24 protein-coding genes, 2 pseudogenes and 1 CRISPR repeat array are annotated in these 23,537 nt (G+C 52.6%); of the genes and pseudogenes, 16 read left to right on the forward strand and 10 right to left on the reverse strand.

The genetic code is table 11. From position 1 onward, the window contains the following. Positions 1-59 precede the first annotated feature (59 nt). From RHI63_RS04855 to mreD, 5 genes are all read left to right on the forward strand, one after another. Positions 60-374 carry a hypothetical protein gene (locus RHI63_RS04855; RefSeq protein ID WP_206201309.1) on the forward strand — a complete coding sequence of 105 codons (315 nt, stop codon included), beginning with the start codon at positions 60-62 and terminating at the stop codon, positions 372-374. Beyond that, positions 371-730, forward strand: a complete 360-nt coding sequence (locus tag RHI63_RS04860; RefSeq protein WP_206201310.1) for a YtxH domain-containing protein — start codon at positions 371-373, stop codon at positions 728-730. The genes RHI63_RS04855 and RHI63_RS04860 overlap by 4 nt, the downstream gene beginning before the upstream one ends. A 188-nt stretch (positions 731-918) precedes the next feature. Further along, positions 919-1,959 (forward strand): rod shape-determining protein, encoded by a 1,041-nt coding sequence (locus RHI63_RS04865; RefSeq protein ID WP_206201311.1) that lies wholly within the window; start codon positions 919-921, stop codon positions 1,957-1,959. Between the two features lie 12 nt (positions 1,960-1,971). Continuing rightward, positions 1,972-2,736, forward strand: coding sequence for a rod shape-determining protein MreC (mreC, locus tag RHI63_RS04870; protein WP_206201312.1), 765 nt, complete (start codon positions 1,972-1,974; stop codon positions 2,734-2,736). Then, positions 2,702-3,229 carry a rod shape-determining protein MreD gene (mreD, locus tag RHI63_RS04875; RefSeq protein WP_206201313.1) on the forward strand — a complete coding sequence of 176 codons (528 nt, stop codon included), beginning with the start codon at positions 2,702-2,704 and terminating at the stop codon, positions 3,227-3,229. The genes mreC and mreD overlap by 35 nt, the downstream gene beginning before the upstream one ends. A 45-nt stretch (positions 3,230-3,274) precedes the next feature. Here the strand turns inward: mreD and RHI63_RS13155 are convergent. Both RHI63_RS13155 and RHI63_RS04880 read right to left on the reverse strand, forming a co-directional pair. Beyond that, positions 3,275-3,445, reverse strand: a pseudogene (locus RHI63_RS13155) (hypothetical protein); the annotation flags it as partial. Between the two features lie 247 nt (positions 3,446-3,692). Further along, positions 3,693-4,375: pseudogene (locus tag RHI63_RS04880) on the reverse strand (IS630 transposase-related protein). Between the two features lie 549 nt (positions 4,376-4,924). Here RHI63_RS04880 and RHI63_RS04885 point away from each other — a divergent pair. Then, positions 4,925-5,278 (forward strand): hypothetical protein, encoded by a 354-nt coding sequence (locus RHI63_RS04885; RefSeq protein ID WP_206201314.1) that lies wholly within the window; start codon positions 4,925-4,927, stop codon positions 5,276-5,278. Here RHI63_RS04885 and RHI63_RS04890 read toward each other — a convergent pair. The 5 genes from RHI63_RS04890 to RHI63_RS04910 all read right to left on the reverse strand — a co-directional run bounded on the left by RHI63_RS04890 (position 5,275) and on the right by RHI63_RS04910 (position 10,472). Further along, the gene (locus RHI63_RS04890) at positions 5,275-5,547 is read right to left on the reverse strand and encodes a DUF3143 domain-containing protein (RefSeq protein WP_149817855.1); all 273 of its coding nucleotides are present in this window, start codon (positions 5,545-5,547) and stop codon (positions 5,275-5,277) included. The genes RHI63_RS04885 and RHI63_RS04890 overlap by 4 nt on opposite strands. After that, a complete protein-coding gene (locus RHI63_RS04895; RefSeq protein ID WP_310801582.1) occupies positions 5,544-6,017 on the reverse strand; it encodes a J domain-containing protein in 474 nt (157 codons plus the stop codon). The genes RHI63_RS04890 and RHI63_RS04895 overlap by 4 nt, the downstream gene beginning before the upstream one ends. 8 nt (positions 6,018-6,025) lie before the next feature. Next, positions 6,026-7,246 (reverse strand): type II secretion system F family protein, encoded by a 1,221-nt coding sequence (locus RHI63_RS04900; RefSeq protein ID WP_206201316.1) that lies wholly within the window; start codon positions 7,244-7,246, stop codon positions 6,026-6,028. Positions 7,247-7,282: 36 nt separating this feature from the next. After that, complete coding sequence (locus tag RHI63_RS04905; RefSeq protein ID WP_206201317.1) at positions 7,283-8,380, reverse strand: type IV pilus twitching motility protein PilT; 1,098 nt, start codon at positions 8,378-8,380, stop codon at positions 7,283-7,285. Between the two features lie 67 nt (positions 8,381-8,447). Beyond that, positions 8,448-10,472: a GspE/PulE family protein gene (locus RHI63_RS04910; RefSeq protein WP_206201318.1), complete on the reverse strand. Its 2,025-nt coding sequence runs from the start codon at positions 10,470-10,472 to the stop codon at positions 8,448-8,450. 261 nt (positions 10,473-10,733) lie between these two features. Between RHI63_RS04910 and RHI63_RS04915 the strand changes: the two genes are divergently transcribed. From RHI63_RS04915 to RHI63_RS04925, 3 genes are read left to right on the forward strand one after another with little or no spacing between them, the layout of a single operon-like run. Beyond that, positions 10,734-10,946 (forward strand): hypothetical protein, encoded by a 213-nt coding sequence (locus RHI63_RS04915; RefSeq protein WP_206201319.1) that lies wholly within the window; start codon positions 10,734-10,736, stop codon positions 10,944-10,946. Continuing rightward, complete coding sequence (locus tag RHI63_RS04920; protein ID WP_206201320.1) at positions 10,947-11,144, forward strand: lipopolysaccharide assembly protein LapA domain-containing protein; 198 nt, start codon at positions 10,947-10,949, stop codon at positions 11,142-11,144. A 47-nt stretch (positions 11,145-11,191) separates the two neighbouring features. Then, complete coding sequence (locus tag RHI63_RS04925) at positions 11,192-12,667, forward strand: right-handed parallel beta-helix repeat-containing protein (protein ID WP_310743471.1); 1,476 nt, start codon at positions 11,192-11,194, stop codon at positions 12,665-12,667. Here the strand turns inward: RHI63_RS04925 and RHI63_RS04930 are convergent. After that, the gene (locus tag RHI63_RS04930) at positions 12,664-13,626 is read right to left on the reverse strand and encodes an SPOR domain-containing protein (RefSeq protein ID WP_206201322.1); all 963 of its coding nucleotides are present in this window, start codon (positions 13,624-13,626) and stop codon (positions 12,664-12,666) included. The two genes, RHI63_RS04925 and RHI63_RS04930, sit on opposite strands and share 4 nt — an antisense overlap. 90 nt (positions 13,627-13,716) lie before the next feature. Between RHI63_RS04930 and RHI63_RS04935 the strand changes: the two genes are divergently transcribed. Beyond that, the gene (locus tag RHI63_RS04935) at positions 13,717-14,673 is read left to right on the forward strand and encodes a glycosyltransferase family 2 protein (RefSeq protein ID WP_206201323.1); all 957 of its coding nucleotides are present in this window, start codon (positions 13,717-13,719) and stop codon (positions 14,671-14,673) included. Here the strand turns inward: RHI63_RS04935 and leuD are convergent. Then, complete coding sequence (leuD, locus tag RHI63_RS04940) at positions 14,666-15,256, reverse strand: 3-isopropylmalate dehydratase small subunit (RefSeq protein ID WP_286626447.1); 591 nt, start codon at positions 15,254-15,256, stop codon at positions 14,666-14,668. The two genes, RHI63_RS04935 and leuD, sit on opposite strands and share 8 nt — an antisense overlap. A gap of 9 nt (positions 15,257-15,265) precedes the next feature. Continuing rightward, positions 15,266-16,318, reverse strand: a complete 1,053-nt coding sequence (locus tag RHI63_RS04945; protein ID WP_206201325.1) for an adenosine deaminase — start codon at positions 16,316-16,318, stop codon at positions 15,266-15,268. Positions 16,319-16,529: 211 nt separating this feature from the next. Here RHI63_RS04945 and RHI63_RS04950 point away from each other — a divergent pair, with 211 nt between their 5' ends. The 6 genes from RHI63_RS04950 to cas6 all read left to right on the forward strand — a co-directional run bounded on the left by RHI63_RS04950 (position 16,530) and on the right by cas6 (position 23,534). Next, the gene (locus RHI63_RS04950; protein WP_310821952.1) at positions 16,530-18,284 is read left to right on the forward strand and encodes an RDD family protein; all 1,755 of its coding nucleotides are present in this window, start codon (positions 16,530-16,532) and stop codon (positions 18,282-18,284) included. A gap of 12 nt (positions 18,285-18,296) precedes the next feature. Beyond that, positions 18,297-18,908, forward strand: coding sequence for a hypothetical protein (locus RHI63_RS04955; RefSeq protein WP_206201326.1), 612 nt, complete (start codon positions 18,297-18,299; stop codon positions 18,906-18,908). Positions 18,909-18,928: 20 nt separating this feature from the next. Continuing rightward, positions 18,929-19,501 carry a Uma2 family endonuclease gene (locus RHI63_RS04960; protein ID WP_149817833.1) on the forward strand — a complete coding sequence of 191 codons (573 nt, stop codon included), beginning with the start codon at positions 18,929-18,931 and terminating at the stop codon, positions 19,499-19,501. A 46-nt stretch (positions 19,502-19,547) separates the two neighbouring features. Further along, entirely contained in the window at positions 19,548-21,206 is a 1,659-nt protein-coding gene (locus RHI63_RS04965) for a type I-MYXAN CRISPR-associated endonuclease Cas4/Cas1 (RefSeq protein ID WP_302676608.1), read from the forward strand. 3 nt (positions 21,207-21,209) lie between these two features. After that, positions 21,210-21,503 (forward strand): CRISPR-associated endonuclease Cas2, encoded by a 294-nt coding sequence (cas2, locus tag RHI63_RS04970; RefSeq protein WP_149817829.1) that lies wholly within the window; start codon positions 21,210-21,212, stop codon positions 21,501-21,503. Positions 21,504-21,754: 251 nt separating this feature from the next. Then, positions 21,755-22,644: direct repeats of the CRISPR family, unit length 36 nt; unit sequence GTGCCTCTACCTTTGATGCCGTAAGGCGTTGAGCAC. A 221-nt stretch (positions 22,645-22,865) separates the two neighbouring features. Then, entirely contained in the window at positions 22,866-23,534 is a 669-nt protein-coding gene (gene cas6 / locus RHI63_RS04975) for a type I-MYXAN CRISPR-associated protein Cas6/Cmx6 (RefSeq protein WP_206201328.1), read from the forward strand. Positions 23,535-23,537 lie beyond the last annotated feature (3 nt).

A 23,537-nucleotide genomic window follows, 5' to 3' on the forward strand; every position in this document is an offset into this window, starting at 1 on the left:
CCTCCACTATGGCAATCTATGAAAAGATAAACCAACAATCGTAAACTTCGATGCCCCCTATGCCACGAATGGTCTGGATTGTGATTGGCTGCAATTGCCTGATTGCGCTAATTGCCCTGTGGTTGGCATGGCAGTTGGTCAAGCTGCGCCAGATTCTGCGGGGGGTGTCCCGTGCGCTCCTAGATGCGGAGCGGAGTACCCACGGGGTCTTAGGCGGTGCCCCTGAGGTGATTATCATTGGCCAGCGGGGGGTAGCAGGCTTGCGATCGCAATTGCCCAAATGGCGGCGGCAACAGCGCAATGTTCGTCTGTTTTTAACCTTGATAAGCTGGATAGGGCGACATGGTATCCGCCTGCAAAGGAGAAAGCGATGAGTCAGCAACAGGGTGGCGGTGGTGCTTTTTGGGGGGGACTGCTCCTAGGGAGCGCGATCGGGACAGTCGTGGGGCTGTTGATGGCTCCCCGCTCTGGCAAGGAAACCCGACAACTCCTGCGCAAATCCGCTGATGCCCTGCCCGAACTGCTCGAAGACATTACTGCGAGTTTTGAGCAACATCGCGATCGCCTCTCAGAAACCACCCAAGAACGCTGGCAAGCCACCTTAGAACGGCTCAAGGAAGCGATCGCCGTCGGTATCGAAGTCACGCAGCAGCAGCGGCAAACCCTGCGGCGCGAAGCCAATGGCATGGCCTTGAGTGACCCTGACGAAGAGGATGCTGTCAATCAATAGCCTGCGGTGGGTCATGAGTCAAGAAATCATGAGCCAAGATAATGAGGAGTTATCCCTTTATCAAACAATCTCGACCGAGGGAGAACCCACCGAGATTTTCCAAACAAAACGTAATACAATCTTGCCATCACGTTTTTTGGTAACAGCACTGTTACAACCAACAGGATTCAAAGAAGGGGTACACCATCGTGGGAGTATTTAGTCGGCTATCACGAGACATCGGCATTGACTTGGGCACAGCCAACACCCTGGTTTATGTGTCTGGGCGGGGGGTGGTTTTAGAGGAACCCTCTGTTGTTGCTATTGACCAAAATACCAAACAACCCCTTGCCGTTGGCGTTGAAGCAAAGCGAATGCTGGGACGGACACCGGGCAATGTGGTGGCCGTACGTCCCCTGCGGGATGGCGTCATTGCCGATTTTGAGCGTGCGGAACTCATGCTGAAGCACTTTATGCGCCAAGTGCACGGCGGTAAGAATTTGTTTGCCCCCCGTGTGGTGATTGGGATTCCTAGTGGCGTGACCGGTGTCGAACGCCGTGCCATTGAGGATGCTGCGCGGGGTGCTGGGGCGCGGGAAGTGTATTTGATTGATGAACCCGTCGCCGCCGCCTTTGGTGCGGGTTTACCCGTGGAAGAACCGACGGGCAACATGATTGTGGACATTGGTGGTGGCACGACTGAAGTGGCGGTTCTCAGTTTGCAGGGCACCGTTTTGAGTGAATCCGTCCGCGTTGCTGGCGATGAAATTTCTGAGGCGATCGTCCAGTATTTGAAAAAAGTACACAACCTGATTATTGGTGAACGCACGGCTGAGGAGATCAAGATTCGCATTGGCTCTGCCTACCCCAATGACAGCTATGACTCCGAAGCCATGGAAGTGCGCGGACTGCACCAACTCTCTGGCCTACCACGCACAGTTACGGTCAAAGCAGAAGAAATTCGCGAAAGCATGGCCGAGCCCCTCTCGGCAATTATTGAAGCCATCAAGCGTACCCTTGAGCGGACGCCCCCAGAACTAGCCGCAGACATTGTGGATCGCGGGATTATGCTGGCTGGCGGCGGTGCTCTGCTACGGGGTCTCGATACTCTGATTAGCCATGAAACGGGCATTGTCGTTCATGTAGCAGCGGATCCCCTGCGGTGTGTGGTCATGGGTACCGGTCGGGTACTGGAAAACTTCAAAGACCTTGCTCGTGTCTTTTCCACACAACCGGCAGTGATGGGTTAAGGATCAGCAGCTATGGCTTTTCTGCTGCGCTGGTGGGGACGATATGCCGGTGGCTTAGTCCTTGTTGCTTTGGTACTCACAAGTGCTTGGATTTTGCGTGAGACCAATGGGGCAGCAATTCGTGAACTGTACCGCCTTCTTAGTTTGCCCTTTCAAGGCGCAGTGGACGATCAGCAAGCCTTGATTCAAGCCCGCACATGGCAACTGGAGCAGCAACTGGCCGCCGTCCAAGCAGAAAACCAACGGTTGCGGCGAATGCTGAATGCACCGATGCTGCCCAATTTCAATGGCCGCGTTGTGCCGGTGATTGGTCGCAGTTCCGATCAGTGGTGGCGATCGCTCCTCTTGGGGGAAGGCAGTCGTCAGGGTCTCACCATCGGTTCAGTCGTGGTGGGCAACGGGGGCCTTGTCGGGCGCATTACCAGCATTACCCCCAATACCAGTCGGGTGATGTTGCTCACGGATCCCGCCAGTCGAGTGGGGGTTGTGGTGGGTCGGACGCGGCAGATGGGGATTCTGCGGGGACAACTCAACCAGCAGGTGATTGTCGAGTTTTTAGAGAAAGACCCGAAGGTACAGCCCAAGGATGTCCTCTATACCTCAGCCTTGAGTAGTCTCTATCCAGCGGGCATTCCCATTGGTGAGGTGCAATCGGTAGAACTGAGCGATCCCACCCGCCCCCATGCCACTGTTATTCTGGGCGCACCGATTGATCGCCTTGAGTGGGTCACCGTCATTCCCTATGCTGAACCGACAGACACGTTTACGCCGAACTAGCCTCAACTGGTTGATTATTATTAGCTCTGTGGGACTCTGTGCCCTGCTGAGCTTTATTCACTTACCCAACCTGCATCTATTGGTGCCCGACTGGTTTTTAATCTGGGTGGTGGTGTGGAGTGTCAAGCGATCGTGGGGACAAGGGGTACTGGCGGGTATTGCCCTCGGTTGGATTCAAGATGGTTTAGTCAGTGCTCATCCTAGCCACGCAGTCAGCTTAGCTTTGGTGGGGGGGCTGACCGCCCTGATGCAAAAGCAGCGCTTTGTTTCTGAGGATTTTATTTCGGTTGCTTTGATTACCTTTGCAATGGCCATTCTTCAGCAAACGGTCATCGCAATCCAAATGAGCCTTGGTAGTGGCTTTCCCCTCGAGGAGATTTGGCAGCACCATCGGCAAGTCGCGCTTAGTTCAGCCATTATGAGTAGTCTTTGGGCACCCTTGCTCTATGCCCCCCTGAATCGCTGGTGGACGTGGTTGCGACAGCAGGAGTAGAGAGCGCAACAATAAACCCGCCTCATGCCCAACTTGCGGCAGCCACTACTCAATCGCTGCTTGCACTTCACCCATAAAGCCGAATGCCCATTCGATGCCCCTGTTTGAGCTTGCCCACCTTTTTGAAGTTCGCCTCAGATGCGCCAGACATTTCTGTTGCCCTTTCACCTCATCACCGTTATACACGCTGAAGTCATCCGAGACGAGTACCCCTGCAAATCCCTCACCTAATAGGGTCTCTAACTCTGCTCGTAGACGGCTGCCCGCCGCGTGGAATCAGCAAAATCCCCAGTCTCCGAGTGCTTCTACCGTTGGCTTCACGCTTTCTGCTGCTCTGGCATTCGTCTGTTGCAGTATCCCCACTCGGACAGTCGGCGTTCTGAGCGTTTATGAAGGTCACTGAATGGTGGTTTTGATGAAATTCAACTGAAGTTGTATAGCTATTCCAATAAGGAATGAGATATCATCCAGCACAATACTTGCGAATCACCTCATCAATCGAACTGTTTGACCCTGCATACATCCGCGCTCGCTTCAGCGCACTAAAGTCGTGCTCAATCACATTCAAATCAGGAGAGTATTTCGGTAAAAATAACACCTCGTGACCCGCCGCTTTCACCACTGCCTGAATCGCCCCTTTTGGATGAATCGGTGTCTTTCTGGTATCTATACCGTCCTGCGACTCAACTCTCTCTTTTCTGACGCTTCCCCGCTCGCTCTCCATCAATTCGTTGGCCTTGCGCTGACCACCCATACTCACACTCTACTCGAGAGTCAAACCCCGTCTCATAGACTACCGTTTCCTCCCCATGGCTCTCTACCCATGTGTCGAGCTGCTGTTGATACGCTTGCCGCTCTTCTTCACACCGTTCTTGGTAACGCATCTGTTTTTTTTCGGGTGATGCCCATCTGGGCGAGGGCATAACTAATGGTGGAAACTTGAACGCCAAATCGCTGGGCACGGTCGATTAAACGGTCATCGGAATGAGTAGCAACATCCGCTGCTAAGGCCGCCCAATCCAGCTTCCAAGGACGACGGGGGACAACCGTGGGCGCTAAGTCGTCTCGCTTCAGCCAGCGATGGATAGTGGCGCGGCTCACCTGAAAGATTTGAGTTGCTTCACTGATTTTGCCACCTTGCTTGATATAGGAGACAACCCGCTCTCGTCAGTCCAAGCTATAGCTCATATTCTTGAGTAACATTCATGACGCTTTGAGTATAGCCTATCCCTCTTGAAAATATCTCACTCCCTTTCGAAATAGCTATATTAGTCGCGCCCGATTTTCGGTGCTAGCTCAATATATCCAGCAACAATCTGAGATTGAGTGACTGCTCCCTCCGGTCGCCCGCCGCCTCACCACTACCTAACTGCTTTGCGGTATAGACGGAGCACTGCGGCGAATTTTGGTAGATTTATATTTCTTAATACTTATAATTTCTTAACGTAAATTTACAATATTCCCAAGTGCCGATAACGTCATGGTTTCCGTGATCTAAATCACATCTAAAAGCGCTTTTACGTGGAATTACGCATGATCCCCAAGTTGCGAAGTTCATAGAATAATAACGTACAGTAAATCAATCCTTAACGAGCAGCTATATCCCCTGTTGATCCCCCACAAAATTTGCCCATGGGTGGAAGTGGACAGCGGGAAATTAATAGATGCTGACATAAGTAATTGGGGGAACACAACATGACAAAATTATTGCCCGTTACTGCCTACACAATTCGCCGTCTGTTGCGGCAATACCAAGGGCAGCTCAAATCCGTGGTGGTGGAAGGGGCTTGCTTAGTTGCTGATCCCGAAGCAGACTTGAATGCGGTGCTCGAGAGCCTTTATTTAGATGAGGAAGAAGTCTGCACCCAAGTGGCTGAAATTGAGAAGCTGATGATGACCCATCAACTGCTGTTGAAAGCAGGGGCAAAAGAGCAAGCAGCAGCCATCGAAGATCAAATCCTCTGGATTTTTGGCCTGAAGCGGATCAAGAATCAAGCCACCCAAGAAGCAGCCCCTGCAATGCCGATTATGATGGCCGTGGGCATTTAAGGCCCCGCAAAAATGGCTTCCTCCACCTCGGCACGGGGGCAGGAGTACTTAAAAGAGCGCTGAATCACACTGCCCTCAAGGCGATCGTGATAGACCACCTGTAGCTCCTCAATATCCAAGCAAATCCGAGCTGACCACTGGGGATACTCTAACTCCCAACAGTGGATATCCGTTTCGTCCCGCACACAGCCCTTTTGCTGTAGCCATGCTTCAATTTGCGGCAGGGCATGGTTGTAGAGGGGTGTTTGGGGATTAGGCAGAGTGTTCATCCAAGTTCTGAGATGCGACTGACAATTTGCAAGATCCATTCTTGCCCCTGTTGGGACAAACCGACAATTACCGCCAGAACCAGACAGCCGACAAACGTGACCCCCAAGATAAACAGAGCAAATAGCTCCCCCGGCGAGAGGGGGCGATCGTCGGGTGGCACAGCAGTAGAGCGAACAGACCCCTGAGAGCGAGAAGAGGCACCTATCCCCATCGTGCTTGACTGTTTTGACTGTGCTCGCAGGCGTAATTGCAAGTCATACCACTGCCGCTGCTCTGGATTGGTCAGCACTGCGTAGGCCTCATTGAGGCGATGAAATTCCTCGCGGGCGATCGCCACCGGCAACGTCGTCGTATCAGGATGGTAGAGCTTACTCTTTTCTCGATAGGCACGGCGAATCTCCGCCAACGAGGCCGTGGGTGCCACCTCGAGAATGTCGTAGTGGGTTCGCGACGGGGACAGATGTGCCATGGCAAGGCTTACTTGACCAGATCGAAGATCTTGAACATGGGCAGGTACATCGCCACCAGAATTGACCCTACCATACCCCCTAGCACCGCAATCATCAAGGGTTCCATCACACTTGTTAGGGACTTCACCGCCTGTTCCACTTCATCTTCATAGAAGTCGGCCACCTTCATCAGCATCTTATCCAGTTCCCCTGTCTCTTCGCCCACGTTAATCATCTGGGTCGCCAGCACTGGAAAGACCCGTTCCTGTTGCAGGGCAAGGCTGAGCATTCCTCCCTTCTGCACTTCCTGTGCCGCTCGGTCAATGGCATTGGAGATCACTTGGTTCCCCGCTGTGGCACTGACAATTTCAAGGGAACGCAAAATCGGTACCCCTGAACGGGACAGCGAACCAAATGTGCGGCAGAACCGTGCCACCGCTGTTTTTTCCACCAAATCACCAAAGAGGGGTAGCTTCAACAGCAAGCCATCAATCATCAGCCGGCCAGCCGGAGTCTTGTAATAAAAGCGAATCCCCAATACCAAGCCCACCACACAGATAATCAACAATGCCATATACTGCGGCGTGCGCAGGAATTCACTAAGCGCCACCATCATGGCGGTAAAGGGCGGCAATTCCCCCCCCAACTGTTTGAAAATACCCTCAAACACAGGGATCAGGAAAATCACCATCCCCAAGAAGATGCCCACCGCCAGCAGGCCCACCACCACGGGATAGGTCAGGGCGGACTTGATTTGGTTATTGAGGCGGGCTTGATCCTCCAGTAACTTCGAGAGACGGTTGAGCACCTCATCGAGCACCCCCCCCGTTTCCCCCGCTTGGATCATAGCCACAAACAGGTTATCAAAGGCCTCAGGATGGGGACGCATGGCATCAGCAAGGCTGCTCCCCTGTTGAATGTCATTGTTGACGGCCATGAGGATTTTTTTTAATTTCGGGTTGGTGCATTGATCTGCCAAAACACCAATCCCACGCACCAAGGCCACACCTGCATTCACCAGTGCCGCAAACTGCCGCGCAAAGATCGCTCGATCTTTCACCGTAATTTTGGAGAGGAAAGTGAGGTCGAGGTCTGACTTGAGGGTGAGTTTTTTGGCCTCCTTGACCTCTAGAACCTGTACCCCTTGCAATTGCAAAGCCATGCGTGCTTCCCTTGGTGTCGAAGCTCGCTCGCGGACGGTCTTGTATTTGCCTTGGGCATCCCGGATCCGCACTTCATAGGTTGCCATGACTCAATACCCCTTCTTTTTATCAATAATTGCTAACTAGCGTGCTGCTGCCGCAGGTGTACCCGTACCAATCAGACGTTGCAACTCGTCCTGACGCGAGGACTTGGCCATTGCTGCTTCATAGGTGATGATGCCCGCACGATAATAATCGGCCAAGACTTTTTCAAGGGTCTGCATCCCCAGCTTGCCGCCCGTTTGAATTGCCGAATAAATCTGCGAGGTTTTGCCTTCGCGAATCAGGTTGGAGATAGCAGGGGTCACCACCATGATCTCTTGTGCCATAATCCGCCCAAATTCACCGGGCTTGGGATTTTTCTTAGGAACCAGCGTTTGGCTAAAGACCGCCACTAACGAGTTGGACAACTGGACGCGAATTTGCTGCTGCTGCTCTGGCGGGAACACATCCACCATACGGTCAACGGTTTGGGCAGCTGAACTGGTGTGCAAGGTACCAAAGACCAAGTGACCGGTTTCTGCCGCTGAGATGGCAAGCTGAATTGTTTCCAAGTCCCGCATCTCACCCACAAGGATAATATCGGGGTCTTCCCGCAGCGCTGCCCGCAGAGCATTGGCAAAGCTCTTGGTATCTTCCCCCACCTGCCGTTGGTGGATCAGGCTCTTGATGGGTTCATAGACAAACTCAATGGGGTCTTCAATCGTCAGGATATGCTCAGCGCGGGTTTTGTTGATCAAGTCAATCATCGCCGCCAAGGTTGTGGTTTTCCCTGATCCTGTCGGCCCAGTCACCAGAATCAAGCCCCGTGGCCGCTCACTCATTTCGCGGACAACATTGGGCAATCCCAACTGCTCAAACGTGGGAATTTTGGAACTGAGTGCTCGCAAGCAAGCAGCATAGGTTCCCCGGTCTTTATACACATTGACGCGGAACCGGGCGAGGCCACGTACACCATAGGAGCAGTCCAACTCCCAGTTTTGCTCTAGGTGCTTGCGTTGGGTATTGTTGAGCATGCTGAAAATCAGGCGCTGGCATTGCTCTGGGGTGAGGGGTTCGTAGTCGGTCGGGGTTAATTTGCCGCTAATGCGAATGTAGGGGGGTAAGCCAGCGGAGATATGCAAATCGGAGCCACCATTGGCCACCACTTGCTCCATTAGGTCTTCAATCATTAGCTCCATAGGGTGTTCCTCGTCTAAGCAGTTTGGTCAACAACACGAAAGTTCATCACTGACATTAATAATCTTGTTAATCCACAAAGCGGGGTGTCATGCAATAGGGGCATTCTAACCATTCGGGCTGCGCCTCGGCACCGCAGGTACGGCAGGTTAAAGAACTCTTACGTTTGGCCTTGAGTTCTGCCTCTAGTCCAGTGTCCGTAAAGGTGACGCGCTCCACTTCTTCGAGGGTGGTGAGTCCTTCCTTGACTAACCCCAAGCTATAGGCAAGCAGGGTTTTCATGCCCTCTTCGACGGCCGCCTCCTTGATTTGCTCGGTGGGGGCACCTTCGGTAATCAGCCGTTGCAGTCGCTCGGTGATCCGCATAATTTCGTAGACGCCGACCCGTCCTTTGTAGCCCAAACCACCACATTTACTGCAAATGGGTTGGCCAGTTGCCTTAGCCGCTTGAATTTGCTCGGGTGTCAGTTTATTGGCTTTGTAGAGGGTGAGGTTGACATCCTTGGAGGCAGACAAGCCAAAGCGCGCCAGTTCCTCACGGGTGGGTGTATAGGGAATCCGACACTCACTGCATACCCGCCGCATCAGCCGTTGGGCAACAACCCCAATGAGGGAGGCGGAAACCATAAAGGGTTCAATGCCCATTTCCGAGAGGCGGGCAATTGCACTGGGGGCATCGTTAGTGTGCAGGGTTGTCAAGACCAAGTGCCCCGTCAAAGCCGCTTCAATGGCGGTTTTTGCGGTTTCTTTGTCACGGGTTTCGCCCACCAGAATTACATCGGGGTCTTGGCGGAGAAAGGCTCGCAAAATTGAGGCAAAGTCCATGCCTTTTTCGCGAATAACCTGTACCTGCGTTAGGCCGGGGAGCGTGTATTCAATCGGGTCTTCCGCTGTACTGATGTTGACACCGGGACTATTACATTCAGCCAGCGCAGAGTAAAGCGTGGTGGTTTTCCCTGAACCAGTGGGACCTGTAACGAGGATGAGGCCAAAGGGGCGCTTGGTCATCTCCCGCACAATAGCAAGGCTCTCAGGGTCAGTAATCAGCTTGTCGAGACCGAGTTGGGTGGCGGAGTTATCGAGAATCCGCAGTACGACTTTTTCGCCCCAGCGGCTGGGGAGGGTATTCACTCGGAAGTCCACCCGTCGCCCTTGGAACATTTTGCGGATACGACCATCTTGGGGGGCACGCCGCTCAGCAATATCAAGGTCAGCCAAGATTTTGAAGCGGGAAACGACGGCTGGCACGATTTTCTTCGGCAGTGGATCAAAGGCTTGGTGAAGCACCCCATCTTTGCGGAAACGAATCCGCAGGTATTCCTCTTGAGGTTCGATGTGAATGTCGGAAACGCCTTCGGTGAGGGCTTTGGCCAAAATTTTGTTGACAAGGGCAATAATCGGCGCATCTTCTGCACCTTTCAGCGCCTCAGCAAGGTCAACCTCCTGCTCCCCTTCCAGCTCTTCGAGGCCGCCCATGGCTTCGATGTCTTCTTCGATGTTGATGTCACCGATCGCAGCCGGGGCGCTTTTGCTAGCGGTGGTTTCAGCTACCTGTTTATTGAGAATCGGGTCAATGAGGCGTTGGTAATCCTCTAGGGTGATCACCATTCGCTTGAGGGTGAGGTTGTGGGCGCGGAGTAAGCGGGTGAGGTTGTCAATGGCTTGGAGGTTATCTGGATCCACCATCGCCACGAGCAGATAGGGGGGATCAGCGTCGAGGTGCTTGGCAATGGGGATGACTTGGTAGGTGCGGCAGGTGTCAATCGGTACAATCGTGTTGATCAGTTCCTCGATTTGCTCGGTGGGGAAACGATTGAGTTCGGGATCGAGGCAATCAACCCCGTAGATCACTTTGAGTTCAAAAAGCTGTTGCTTGTGGTACTGGCGTAACACATCGGGGGGCATGGTGGTGCCCGTAATCTCCTGCAACACGGTTACGAGGGACTTGCCCGTTTTGCGGGCGGTGTTCATGGCTTCCCGCACCTGATCGATACTGGCGTAACCGGAGGCAACAATGGCTCGTTCTGTGGGGCTAGCGGCTCTGCCGCGCACGGTAAGTGCTTTCCGAGAAGAAGATGACGATGTGTTGACCATAGGGCGCGTTAGGGTCTGGATGGCTTGCCTACTATAGTAGCAACAACCTTCCCAGAGATTTCATGGGTATTTTCACGGTTTATGTTTATTGACATTTTTGTTGACAATTCTTGCTATAGACGCTTTGTAACCGCGATCGCGCTCTTTTGCATAGGCTGAAAATTATTTACAATCCTGCGGCACATTAGAAACTATTAGTTATCTGTTCTCCCTGTTAGCGCGTCCTCTTGATTCCGCCATCATCCTGTGGAGGTTTGCCCTATGCGTGTCAAAGACTTGATTTTGCCTGTGCTGGTGGTTGGTTTGGTCTTTGTTGGTTTTGGCGATCGCTTTTTGCCGGCACCTTTGAGTACGGCCAGTGCCAGTACCCGCGAGCAACTGAATGACTTTCTTAAGGGCATGTTTACGGGGTTTTCTGTCTATAACCGCTACCATAAGACGGAGGAGATGATCCGCCAAGCGGAAGGGAAGTAAATGCGCCGCTTTTTGCTCTTTTTACTCTGGATGATCAGCAGCGGGGCGATCGCCCTCTTTTCGGTACAGAATGCAAAAGCGGTGTCGCTGCGATTTTTGTTTTGGCAATCCATTGAGATGCCCCTTGGCTTGCTCTTGATCTTTGTGGCTGCGATCGCCCTCTGGGTGCCCTATTTAGCCCGTCCACTGCGGCGATGAAGTGGCCACACGCGCTGCTCATTCTACTTGTGATTGTTTTGTGCTTGATGGGGCAACCAAGAATTGCGGCCATTCCAGCCTCACCCCTCACCCTAGAAGTCAATCCAGCCGATCCACAAGCCAGTGATGCCGTAACCCCTTTCCGTACGATTGCTGCTGCTTTGGCGTGGGCACAGGCGCACGATCGCCCCACCGACATTTACATTCATGGCGGCATTTATCGGGAGGCATTGGGAACGATTCATCATCGGCAGATGCCCCTGCGACTGGTGGCTCAGGCGGGCGAACGCGTGATTGTGCGGGGCAGTCAACAATGGTCAGATTGGCAAGAAGTCTCCAGCACCCCTAGGTTCACCATTTACCGTCACCCTTGGACACTGGCTTGGGGCTTTTCGGGTAACCCGTGGACAAACTATGGCATTGAGTTACCCCTCGTAGCGCAGCGGGGCGAACTGGTGTGGTGGCGGGATACTCCCCTGCGGCAGCGACTTTCATTTAGGGAATTGCAGGGGGATGATTTCTACGTGGATGATACGGAGCAACAACTGTATGTGGCTCTGTCTGTGGGCATCTCACCCAGTGAATTGGAAGTAGCCGTTCACCGTGAGGCCTTACGCATCTTAGACAGTGGTTTTATCAGTTTGGTGGGCCTACGCTTTGAGCACTATGGCGGCACATTTAGCCAAGCGGTGCGCATTGAACGCAGCCATGACATTGAGGTTAAAGACTGTACTTTTTGGGGCAATAATTGGGGCGGCCTCGAAAGTCATCAGAGCGATCGCCTGCGGGTGGAACGAACACAGTTTCTGCAAAATGGCTGGCGGGGCATGGCGGGGGTTCATTTGCGGGACTTCACAGTGCAGCAGGTGCTCGTTCAAGGGAATAATTGGCGGGGGGCATGGGCAGGCTTTTACGATTGGGATGCGGGGGATAAGTACTTTCATTTGCGCCGCGCCGTCTTCGATCGCTACCGCGCGATTGAGAATCAAGCGGCCGGTCTGTGGCTTGATACTGATAATCAAAACGTTGAGATTCGGCGATCGCAATTTCTCGGCAATGCCGTTGTCGGTCTTTTCCTCGAGGCGAGCACAGGTCCAGTGACCATTGAAGATTCCTTAATTGCCTATAACTACAGCATTGCCCCGAACTATCTACAAACCCCCGGCATTTTTGGCTGGGCGGTTGCCCATGTTACCCTGCGCCACAACTGGATTTGGGAAAACCAAGGGGCACAAATTGGCGTCCGCGATCCTTCGCCTCGAACCGTCACCCTACCCGAAACGGGTGAGGAAGTCACGATGACCTCTCAAGATTGGTACCTAGAGGGGAATTGGATTGGTAGCCGCCAAGAGCAACTCCTGACCACCCTCAAGGGGGAACCCTTCTTGCAAACGCTGAAATTGCAGGATAACCACTGGTGGAGTGAAGCGGCCTATCCCTTTCGCCTAGAGGGGGAAAATCTCACTTGGTCGCAGTGGCAGGAGCAATACGGCAATGCCAGCGATCGCTGGCTCATCCCCTAGAGGCGATCGCGTAACTGATTGACCATCGCTTGAGCCGAGGCCTCATCGACAAACATCCCCAGTTGAATCTTAGTTTGGTCGCCGTTGCCCACCAAAAAGGCATCAGGCACCACAGCTTGGACTTTTTCTAAGTCCGCAGGTTCCTTGTAGGGAGCCAGCACATAGTAGCGACCATTGGGCATTTTTTCCACAAAAAGCTGCGTCGTATGTTCAGGTTCAGCCGGGGTTGGGCTGGCCGTAGGGGTGGGTGAGGCACTGGTTGATGGACTCGCCGCAGGTTCCAATTGGGCAAGGGTGCTGCGATTGACATCGGGAAATTCCCGCGCAGTCATATCAGGGCCGACGGGGGGCGTGGGTGATGCTGCTGTTGGCGTTGCAGGTGATTCAGTGGCAACGGGGGCAGGTCGGCGGTTGAACCACCAGAGGGCTGCGCCACTAAAGCCGGCCAGAATGCCAACCACAATTAACCAGCGTTGCACCAGATGTTGACTATTGCTTTCACGCCGTTGGAACCAAGGCCGCTGTTGGTTTTTTCGGGCCTGCTTGAGCAGCTCGCGGGTAGAGGCAAAGGGGCGCTTTGTTCGGGTTGGCGTTTGCGGGGCAGGGGGATCGCTGGCATAGGAGGGGGGCAAGAGTTCTGCTAAATCTGTGGGATCAAACTCGAAAAAGGGATCGGGAGCCACCTCATTGGTACGTTCATCGGTGGCTGGTGCTGTCTCAGGGGTGAAGGCCAAAGAATTGACAACGGGAGGAACGGTTTGGGAAGCTGTTTCTGCGGCAGCAGGGGTGACACTCGGTTCTGGGGAAGTTGCAGACTCGGGAACCGGCGGCGCTTCAAAGGGGGAATGGGCTTGTACCATGCGATGGCAGCGATATTGAGTGAGTTCTGCCTCTAAACTAAGGTTGAGGGAAGCCAAAGCCGCTTGCAAACGTTGGCGATCGACGGTGGCAGAGGTCATAGCAATCGCTCCGAAAACAGTGCCCTACAGTCCCTTCACTTAACGCACCACCCCGATGGATTATGCAGCACCCTGTGCAGGTTCCCAACAATGGCACAAGCACCCCTATTGAGCATTTGCATTCCGGCCTATAACCGTCCCCAAGGATTGGCACAAGCGGTTCGCTCAGTTGTCGCAGCCTTGCCCCCTGAGAGCCACGATCCGGTGGAAGTCATTATTATCGATGATTCTGCCACCCCCACAGCAGTGGAGGATTTGCTGGCTGGATGGTCAGGCCGCTGGCACTACCAGCACAATGCCCAGCGCTTAGGAATGGTGGCCAATTGGAATGCCAGTTTAGCGCAGGCCGCTGGGGAGTTTATCCTGCTGTTGCACGATGATGATTACCTATTGCCCCAAGGGATCACGAGGATTCTGGAAACCCTCATCCAATATGGTAGCCAGTTTGAAGTCTTTCTCTTTGGCGTGCATTTGGTGGATTCGCATCAACGCTGTTTGCGACGGCAGATACCCCGGCAGCAAACATGGCTCTCCCCAGCTCAAGCCCTTAGGCAATTGCTGCGTCATTCCTCGTTTGTGCGATTTCCCGCCTTGATCTGGCGGCGATCGCTCCTCGAGGAGGTGGGCTATTTTGATCCCGCCTACGGCGAAGCCACAGACCTCTACCAATGGCTACGCTTCTTTGCCCAGAAGGGGGTTTACACGGTTCCCCGCGCCACTGCTGCCTACACGATCCACGATCAAGCCCTGACAATGGGGATGTTTCAAGCCCAGACCTTGGCTACCCTAGGGAATATTTTTGCCGCCGCTGCGAATTTATCGATTCTCTCACCAGCGGAACTGCGGCAGTGCCAGTGTGACTTTTTTCACCAGTTTATCTTGGCGGGAACGTGGCGATTTTTGCGGCGACGGCAGTGGCAACGGGCAGAGGCAGTGTACCAGCTGTTTGATCTACCAGAGGTGATTGCATTGGGGCGATCGCGCCGCTGGCAAGGCTGGCGTTGGCTCTTTGGGGCTTGGCTTTGGCTACTGCGACGGGTTAACTAACTGCCCACCGCACATAGGGCAGCCGCGCTGCAACGTCGTGAATTTTGTCCTGATTGGCCAACAGTTGACCACAGGCATCCCATTGACCCGAAAGGAGCATTTGCCGCGTACTTTCCGCCATGGTTAAGGGAATCACTTGATCGCCTGCTGTCAAGGTCAGCGCCTGTAAGTCTAGGGTCAGTTCCGTAGTGGGCTGATCTTCTAAGAGAGTTTGCAGTGCTTGTACCTGTTCTGGAGCTGCCGTCAGACAGGGAACCCCCATTGCCAAGCAGTTCCCGGCAAAGATCTCGGCAAAGCTTTCGCTGACAATTGCTTGAATTCCCCAACGGGCGATCGCTTGGGGGGCGTGTTCGCGACTAGAGCCACAGCCAAAATTGGCATTCACCACCAGAATCCGTGCCCCTTGGTACTGAGGCAGGTCAAAAGGGTGTTGCCCCGACTGGCGATCGTCAGCAAAAACGTGTTCCCCAAGGCCATCAAAAGTGACACAGCGGAGAAACCGTGCGGGAATAATGCGATCCGTATCGATATCGTTGCCCCGCAGAGGAAGGCCACGACCGGTAATGCGTTCAATCTTGCTCATAGGTCTATCTTACTGGATTGCGCAGCCTGCAAGTGCATTTTGGGGGGAATTGCCCTGAAGCAGGTTACTCAACAGTAGGGTCGGCGGTTGCGCATGGGGCCAAGCAAAGGCATGGCGAAAAGCAGCTTCCTGACAGGCTTGTAACTCCTTGAAGTTGAGGATGTCGTGGGTGAGCAAGTTTTCGTACTCAAAGGGCAGCCGCACGTTGTGCAGACCCGCGTTGTCGGTACAGATGGCCACGTCCACCCCCGCTTCAAAACAGCGTTCAAAGACGAGGCGTAATTGCGCGTAGCTCTCAAGGGTACCCGTTTGAAAATAGGTGGTGGGGCACACTTCGAGGCATTGACCGGCTGCTGCCACTTCCTTGAGCAGCTCTGGATAGCGCAGGGGAATTTGAATGCCATGACCAATGCGTTGCAGGTAGGGTAGCAATTCGGGATAGCAGCCATTCACCGTTTCGTAGAGGTGGCCAGTGGTTTTAAGACCGCGATCGCGGGCATAGGTATAGAGTTCAATAAATTCCGCCATGCGATCGCCATAGACGCTATCGCCCCCGGCCAAGTCAATGCCACAGACAAACTGCGGAAAACTCGCCGCCAGATCAACAATGGCACGGTTCACCGCATAGGGTAGCCGCGTGTGCATACAGAGAATTTGGCTCGTGACAATCGGGTATTCTGGTACTTGGCAAGCCAGACCCACCGTTTTAACAATGTCGGCCATCTGCTCAATGCGATCGCTCTGGGATCGCTGCGGATCCGTGCGCAGATAGGGGGTATAGCGCAGCTCTAGATAGGCCAAGTTTTCAAAAATATAGGCGCCGCGAATCAAGCGAAAGATGAAATAGGGCAAAGTTTGCGGCGTTTGCACACTCTCCACTAGGGTGTGGAGTTCGAGGTATTCTTCAAGGGATTGGCGGGGGCGCGTATAAAAGGTTTCAAATTCCTCATAGTCAGGAAAGCGATCTGCAAGGGCGCGATCGTTCCGCTGAAAATACCGCCAAAGAATACGCGGTACAACTGAGCCACCCAAATGCCGATGTAGTTCTGCGTACAGTGCCATACGTGCTCCTTGAACTGGCCAAAACGCAATCAATACCTAAGCTGGCCAGAGGGGTCAATGCCCGCACCTCAGCCATCGAAAACAGAACGAAAACAGTGATGAACGAAGGATTAAATTGTTCTAATGTTAACAAATTTTACAAAGGTGGCGCAGGAACCAATGGGCGCAAACGCTAGGATCATTTCGATCTCCAATTGGTTGGGTATCGCGAATGTGGCCTTTTCGGCGGCGAGGACGGCTTCCCCATTCTCTCTCTAGCGGCAATGTAGTCACGATTGCTTTGCAGCTGTACCGTCATCAGGGCAATCGCTACTTTCTTTTGAGCCTTTTTGCCCATGCGTGGTTTTTTCTGCTCACCATTACCGCCGTGCTGATCGTGGCCGTAGCACTGATTGTTGGGGGGATTCTTGCTGGGGCGATGGATAATGTTGCCCCCTTTCTCTGGCTCACAGGCATTAGTGTCCTCGTAGCTTTGCCCTTTTATCTCTTTGGTTGGACACGGCTAATGGCCAGTGGTGCGCTGCTTTCTCGCCGTATTTACGCTGTCCTGACGGCCCTTGAGGAATCAGAATCGGCAGCCCGCAGCTTTATTTTTCCCAAGATGCTGAATTATTTGCTGGCCACTCTGATGGTCGGTGTCATTTTGCTCTTGGTGTATGGGGTCTTGGGGGCGATCGGCTACTTAATTTATTTGGTGGCATCCCCCTTAGTGCAATTCCTCGAGCAGAATATCCAAACGGAACCCGCAAGAAGTCTCTTCTTTTTAACTTTTCTGCTCAGTATCCTGTTGCTAGTGCTCCTTGCGCTGTTGGTGATTAGCTACTTTATGGCGCGGCTCTCCCTTGTTGATGTGGTCTTAGCCCTTGAACCCGACTGTACGCCCCTCAAATCCGTTCGGCGCAGTTGGCAACTGACGCAGGGACAGGCATGGCATACCCTAACGGTATTTTTTGTTGCTTCCCTTGCAACGATTCCCGCCAATCTCCTTGGCAGTATTATCAACAGCGTGGTGATTCTTCCCGTTGCTGGCCTCTTTGTAGGGGTTTTGCTCCTGCCCCTCTGGCAAGGGATCAAGGCAGTTCTGTATTGGGATCTGCGAGTCCGCAATGAAGGAGCAGCGTTTCAAGTCCGCCCTGAAGCAGTGAATCCCCTGCGCTGGTTGCGGCGGGTCACACTACGCACACCGGAAAGCATCGAGTTGGACTTTGCCCTAGCAGGAATTGGCAGCCGCGTTTTGGCTTGGCTGATTGATCAGGTGATTCTCTACACGGCACTTGTGCTTTTTTCGCTGGCGGCAGGGTACATCTACTTCTATGCCCTTTACCCGTGGCTGATTGAGGTGCTACCCGCTAGTGGCCAAAGTATTGAGGCTTGGAGTTTGGGCATTTACCTATTGGTGATGTTTGCCTTCTACAACGGCTATTACATCTTCTTTGAAACCTACTGGCAGGGACAAACCCCCGGCAAGCGCTATGCAGAAATTCGCGTTGTTCAAGATAATGGCCGCCCCATTGGTCTGCGGGAAGCGACCTTGCGCAGTCTGCTGCAACCCATTGATTTTGCTTTTTTTGGTATAGGGGCATTCCTAGTGGCGTTATCTCGATCAGAAAAACGTTTGGGAGATAGGGTGGCGGGTACCCTTGTGATTCAAGATGAACAGGCGACACGGTTGGCACCTAAAGCTACAACCGGTCAGCAACCACAGGCGGCTTGGGTGCAGGAGTTGCGATCGCTCGCCCATTGGGAACAGATGACTCCCGAACACTATCTCCTAGTACGCAATTACCTCAACAATCGCGATCGCCTGAGTCCTGTCGGTCGTTATCAAGCGGCTCAAGAGCTGCGCCAGCAATTAGAACCCCTGTTGCTGCCCACCTATCCCGCCAACTGGCCTGCCCTCAGTGCCGAGGACTTCCTAGAAGGTCTATACATAGCCTATCGTCAACAATACCAGTCATCCCCCTAGTGTGAGGCCGTTATGCGTTTGCTGCTGACCCTTGGTTGTAGTCTGACCCTTTTGGGCGCTTTTCCCCTGCTCATAGGTCGGGCGAGTGAAGTGACGATTCAGGCTGCTGCCCCTATCCCCCAACGCTATCAACTCCTAGGCTTATCCTTTGAAACACCCCTACAATTTTCGCCACCCACTTCTTTTGGTGAAAATGGCGTTGCTGTGGTCTATCCCGCCAATGCCGTACCGGGGGAGCACGAGTTAATGGTGAGCCTGATTAGCCTACCCAAAACAAGCGAGGTACTGGGGGGACTTTCCGATCAGGAGTTGCGCAGTTGGCTACGGTTTACCCAAGTGGGGGGTCCTCTCTCAGCAGCCCCCGCACGCATTGAGCGGCGAATTTTGGGACGGCGAGTCCGTGGTGAACTGTTTTATTATCCAACCCCCCGACCGATTCACCAAGAGTTATATTTGATGCATCTCCAAGGGGGGCAGCGGCTGGCTATTCTCTTTGAAGCCGAAGATCGGGTGCCCTTACTCGTGGTGGAGCAGGTCTTTAACCACGTGGCAGCATCATTCCAAGAATTACCCCCGCGATCGCGAGAATGGAAACGTAGTTTTGAATGGTGGAAAAACCGTTAGATCTTTGAGGGGCAATAGCTATGCACCATGCTCCCCCCGTGTATCTACCCAAAACCCTTCAGTTCACTGAAGAGCAATTCGCAGAGATTATCAAAGCCAATCCTAATCTACGGTTTGAATTAACTGCTGCGGGAGAATTGGTTGTTATGCCCCCTACAGGCGGCGAAACGGGTCGCTACAATGCCGCCCTCACGGCTGACATTAGTCTTTGGAATCGCCAAACTCAACTAGGTGAGGTCTTTGACTCCTCAACGGGATTTCGCCTGCCCAATGGCGCCATTCGCTCACCCGATGTTGCATGGATTACCAAGGAACATTGGCAGCGCCTAACCCCAGAGGAACGTCAAGGCTTTGTGCCTCTTTGCCCCGATTTTGTGATTGAACTCGCATCTGCTAGTGATGACTTGTCCCATTTAAGGGCAAAAATGCAGGAATACATGGACAATGGTTGCCGCCTTGGCTGGTTGATTGTCCCCCAGCAACAAATGGCAGAAATTTATCGCCCCCAGCAAACACCAGAGAGCGTGTCTCTGCCAACAACGCTTTCAGGAGAGGAAATTCTTCCTGACTTTTGCCTTGCATTTTCTCCCTAAGGCCAATGGATAAACCAGTGGAATCTTCTCACTGGAGATATCAATCATGGAACAGACCGTTGCCTGCGCTGAAACGGAAACACTGCGCGTTAGCTCTCTGCGTGCTTTTGCCTACTGTCGGCGGCTATTTTATCTCGAAGAAGTTGAGGAGCTTTATACCCAAAATGAATCCGTCTTTGCGGGGCGGCGGCTCCACGCTGAGCTACAAAAACTAGAACGGGAAGACTGGCAGGAATTTAATCTGGAAAGTGTAGCCCTTGGCTTACGAGGGCGGGTTGATGCACTGCGTACCTTGGAGGGGCATTTGATTCCCTACGAGCACAAAATTGGCCGTTCTTATCGCGATCGCCAGCAGCAGCCCCAAGCTTGGCACAGCGACAGGGTACAAATTCTGGCCTATGCCTGTTTACTAGAAACCGTTCTCGGCGTCACTGTCCCCGAAGGCCGCATTCACTATCACCGCGATAACATCACTGTACGGGTTCCTGTAGATGAGGCAGGCCGCCAACTGGTGCGGGACACAATCGAGCAAGCGCGTCAACTGCGTGCTTCCCTAGAACGTCCCCCTGTCTGTAGCAATGAAAAACTCTGTCTCAACTGCTCCTTGGCACCTGTTTGCCTGCCTGAAGAAGCCCGCCTCGCCCGAGATCCTGAGCATTTACCCCTGCGGTTATTTCCGCGAGATGACGAGCGTGAGATTATCCATGTCACGGCTGGCAAATCGGTAATCAGGCGAGCTGGCGAGCAGCTACGGATTGCCATTGACGATGAACCTGAGCAAAAGCTGCCCATTCAGCAGGTGGGTCAAGTTGTTATCCACAAATTTGCCCAAATTACCACCCCAGCCATTCATCTCTGTGCCTATGAGGATGTCGGTGTTCACTTCATCAGCAGTGGTGGGCGCTATATCGGCAGCATTGACAACCGCAAGGGCAGTATTCAACGGCGTATTCGTCAATATCAAGCCCTGACGAACCCAGACCAATGTTTACGTCTTGCCCAGTTACTGGTGAATTGTCGCGGACAAAGTCAGCGTCGCCTGTTACTCCGAGGACAGCGGAATCGCCAAGATGCTCTGCCTGCATTGCAAGAGACCACTACGCAAATGGATCGGCTCATTAGCAGCATCTCCCACGCCAATTCCCGAGAGGCTCTACGCGGCATTGAAGGCAATCTCGCTGCCCTGTATTTTTCGGGATTGCCCTATCTTCTAGGGGATCAAGTCCCGAAGGAGCTGCGCTTCAACGGTCGCAATCGCCGCCCCCCGAAAGATCGTTTTAATGCGCTGCTCAGTTTTGGCTATGGCATGCTGCTCAAAGACGTAATGAATGCCATTCTTACGGTTGGTCTTGAACCCGCCTTTGGCTTCTATCATCAGCCGCGTACCCAAGCACCACCCCTTGCGTTGGACTTGATGGAAATTTTCCGCGTCCCCCTTGTGGATATGGTCGTTATTGGTTCGATTAACCGTATGCAGTGGAACCTTGACCAATGCTTTGAGGTACGCCGAGATCACGTATGGCTGAGTGACTATGGGCGCCGCAAGTTCATTGAACTCTATGAAGCCCGCAAAGGTGAAACGTGGAAGCACCCAGTAACCAACTACTCGCTCACTTATCGGCGACTCTTGGAGCTGGAAGTGCGTTTGCTTGAAAAGGAATGGTGTGGGGAAGCAGGTCTATTTGGCAAACTCATTTTGCGTTGACCTATGGGTGAATCCAAAAATTGGTACCTCATCTGCTACGACATCCGCGACCCCAAGCGCTGGCGACAGGCTTATAAGCAGTTAGAGGGCTATGGTGAACGATTACAGTTCTCGATTTTTCGCTGTCGTCTCACGCCACGGGAGCGGGAAAAGCTGCGCTGGCAACTGGAAAAAATCCTCACCAAGGAAGACAGTCTCCTAATCGTAGGATTGTGCAGCCAATGCGTTGAGCGGGTATGCGCTTGCAACCGAGCGGGGACATGGCCAATGTCGGAGCAGAACTTCAAAATCTTTTAGCATGCAAGCACCTCTGGACTCAAATATTCTCCGAACGCACTGATATTCAAATACAGCCCCTTGACTAGGTTTGAGAGTTTTTGTTAGATTTAGAGGTGCTTGAAAATCTCTGAACCTATTCCCCAGAGCGGGATCGACAACTGAATACTGACCGAGGCTAAAAATTTTACAGTCACAAAAAAACGAAGTGCCTGAGGTGCTTGAAAAGTGACTGTGCTAAGCTAGTCCTAGAGGCATTTCTAGGGCGCGGCTGTGCCTCTACCTTTGATGCCGTAAGGCGTTGAGCACAATTACCTAGATTAAAAATCTAGGGGTAGAGTTTGTGCCTCTACCTTTGATGCCGTAAGGCGTTGAGCACGAATTTCTTCTCCAGTCAAAAACCGCACAAAAGTATGTGCCTCTACCTTTGATGCCGTAAGGCGTTGAGCACAAATTTGGGTTACCTAGATCCAAAAGATCTAGGAGTGTGCCTCTACCTTTGATGCCGTAAGGCGTTGAGCACACATTGAAAACATTGTATTACAAATAGCTGGGTTGTGCCTCTACCTTTGATGCCGTAAGGCGTTGAGCACTGTGATGCATCAGACCTTATTGCAAGACCTGATAGTGCCTCTACCTTTGATGCCGTAAGGCGTTGAGCACGCTAGGCTCCTGACTTTATCTCAAGCTGAGCTGCTTGTGCCTCTACCTTTGATGCCGTAAGGCGTTGAGCACTCTCTTGGACGTTTTTCTAAGGCTCGTTTTTCTGTGTGCCTCTACCTTTGATGCCGTAAGGCGTTGAGCACGCTCCAGTATCATGGTTAAATATATCAGCTGTAAAAGTGCCTCTACCTTTGATGCCGTAAGGCGTTGAGCACATTAATCCTAGCGGCTATCCTTTTGAACCCCCTCCTGTGCCTCTACCTTTGATGCCGTAAGGCGTTGAGCACAGCTTAGCGATAGCGGTGTTGTGGAGACGCTATTTGTGCCTCTACCTTTGATGCCGTAAGGCGTTGAGCACTAAGAATCTTAAAGATGTGGTGGGAGGATATTTATTGTGCCTCTACCTTTGATGCCGTAAGGCGTTGAGCACTTTTGCCAGAGGACGTTGTGGACAAGATTAATAGTGCCTCTACTCCTAGCGCTGTGGGCTAGCCCAGTGGTTGGTTAACTTTCTTGAATAAAAATAAAAATTTGTATCCAAAAGCTTTTTTGCTCCTTGTGGTTACCTACAGTAGAAGTTAAAATTTTTGTAAGTTGACAACTATAAGCCATCCATTAGCATGATTCTTGAAACTAGACAGTGGCTACCCTTGGCAGTGCTCCAGAGACCCATAGTTGAGGGAAAGCATTCAGATTAGGCGGGGATAATAAGATAGCGTTATGACTAGCCACAATCACTTTCTTGAAATCCATTACAGCTTGCGTGGAAGAACACTGCCAGCAGATCATGGCTATGCATTGTACTCTGCTATTAAAAAACAGTTGCAACAATTGGGGCGGCCAGATCTACCTTCAGATATACCAAGTGATCTTCGCCTTAGCAGTATTGCTGGGATTCCTAACGGTGAGGGAATGATTTATCTAAATCGTGCTTCACGCTTTCGCCTTCGCTGTCCTACAGATCAAGTGCAGACGTGGTATCGCTTTTTCCAGAACCAAGTGTTGGATATTCAGGGGCATCTGATTCGCCTTGTGCAACCTCGAATTACATTGCCAGAGCCTTCAGGAACCCTCGCAGCTCGCCTAGTCACTTTCAAATTAGAAGCAATTGATCACCTAGAAGTGCCCCGCTATTTTTTGCAATCTTGTCAAAAAGGCCTAACTCATTTAGGCATTCAGGGCAGAGCCTTTATTCCCTCTGACGCCAATGGCGACTTAGCACGGCGCACGATTCAAGTAAAAGGCAGGAAGGTAGTGGGCTACCGCGTGATTGTCGAAAATTTAACTCCTGAAGATTCTCTAAAGTTGCAGTGGCATGGATTAGGAGGACGAAGACATTTTGGCTGCGGCTGGTTTTACCCGGTCAAGGAGGAACCAGATGCCGCCTAGTTC

It is taken from the genome of Thermosynechococcus sp. GLH187 (assembly GCF_031583395.1).
Lineage (GTDB): Bacteria > Cyanobacteriota > Cyanobacteriia > Thermosynechococcales > Thermosynechococcaceae > Thermosynechococcus.